Origin of the sequence: Marinovum sp. 2_MG-2023 (assembly GCF_030548265.1) — a bacterium.
Taxonomy (GTDB): Bacteria; Pseudomonadota; Alphaproteobacteria; order Rhodobacterales; family Rhodobacteraceae; genus Marinovum.
Genome location: NZ_JAUOSD010000071.1, coordinates 1 through 1,356 on the forward strand (window position 1 = coordinate 1; position 1,356 = coordinate 1,356).

Below are 1,356 nucleotides of genomic sequence, written 5' to 3' on the forward strand. Positions count from 1 at the left end.
CAGGCGCGGCATCTCAGCTGGTATCCTCATGATAGAACGCTAGACGTACCAAGATGCGGCAGCAAGTTGGCAATGCCTTCCGGCCCGCTACTGCACCGGATATCTGAGCGACATCGGGGAGCCTCTGCCTCATCCGCCGGGGGACTTCGCCGCTTGGATTGAGGTCTTTCTCTCTGGCGAATGGCACATGTTCGACCCCCGGAACAATAAGCCGAAGTTCGCGAGAATTTTGATTGCTCGCGGGCGCGATGCCGCCGATGTACCGCTGACCCAGACATTTGGGGAAAATACGTTGACGGAATTCAAGGTCTGGACGGATGAACTGGCCTGACTGACCTTGGCTTCCTTTTTGATACGCTATCGTAAACGGGGTCGCCAACCCCCATATAAGTAACACTGGCGTCAAGCATCCCGGTCCGACATGGATGAGGAGTTGGCACCGGCCAATCAAAGGGTCGATGATATGTCCTTCAAGGACCTAACAGCCAGGGCTGCGGCCGCAATGAAGCCGAAGCCTGCGAAGACCCCTGCCAAAGAGAACGAGTCCAAGGCTGTTGGCAAGGAAGCACCAGCGAAATCCAAGACATCTTGAGATTTGCACCGGCCACGCGCCCCATTCTTAACGGCCGCGCGGACCACCCACAGCAACAAGGGAAAGGACCATACTAATGGAAGAATTGATGAGCAAGACCGTTGCGGTTTTTTCCCGCCCGTTCACCGTTCCAGGCTTCAACGAGACGCTTCCGGCGGGAGAGTACGAGATCGAAACGGAATTGGTTTCACCCCCGGATCAACTGGACCCTGCAGCCTGGAAAGCCTCAGTCCTGGTGAAACTTCATCCCCGGACATCGCATCCGGGGCTTGCGCGATCTCTGACCGTTTCCCTAGCCGATCTGGACTATGCCCGCGCCAGGGACAAGCTGACAGGCAGAGCGTTGTCCGACTTCTTCCTTGAGGAAATGCTTGGTGATCCGATGGTGTGCCTCGTGATGGAGGCCGACGGGGTCTCTGCAGCACAAATGCGGCATCTCTATTCGGGGCTTAGGACGCCCCAATCTGACAGGGATGTTCTGGACCGGAACCCGGCGCGTCTAGGTGCACGTGACATGGCGTCAATCCATGCTGCTGAAAACGAGGGCATGCCTCCACGACCGACAGGGACGTCGGCTATGCGCACGGAAGTCAGCGCGGATTTGACATGATCGCGAACAAAACCTCGGCCGACGTAGTATTTTCGGACATCGCCCACGGAAGGGCCTTTGGCGACGTACCTCGAGAGGGGATTGCCAAGTTGTTGTTCTTGGATTTTAAAGTTCTGATGTTCGGTCGATCACGTCACCATTTCGGCGGTGTAGT

The 1,356-nt window shown here is 56.8% G+C and carries 1 protein-coding gene and 1 pseudogene; both read left to right on the forward strand.

Features of this window, described 5'->3' with window-relative positions; all coding sequences use genetic code 11:
• Positions 1–76: 76 nt before the first annotated feature.
• A pseudogene (locus Q4577_RS23630) lies at positions 77–331 on the forward strand (transglutaminase family protein); the annotation flags it as partial.
• 337 nt (positions 332–668) lie between these two features.
• A complete protein-coding gene (locus tag Q4577_RS23635) occupies positions 669–1,202 on the forward strand; it encodes a hypothetical protein (RefSeq protein WP_303567673.1) in 534 nt (177 codons plus the stop codon).
• Positions 1,203–1,356 lie beyond the last annotated feature (154 nt).

What these genes read in the sequence shown, in the direction of transcription:
- Q4577_RS23635 (WP_303567673.1), top strand. Translation starts at nt 669, where the DNA reads ATGGAAGAATTGATGAGCAAGACCGTTGCGGTTTTTTCCCGCCCGTTC.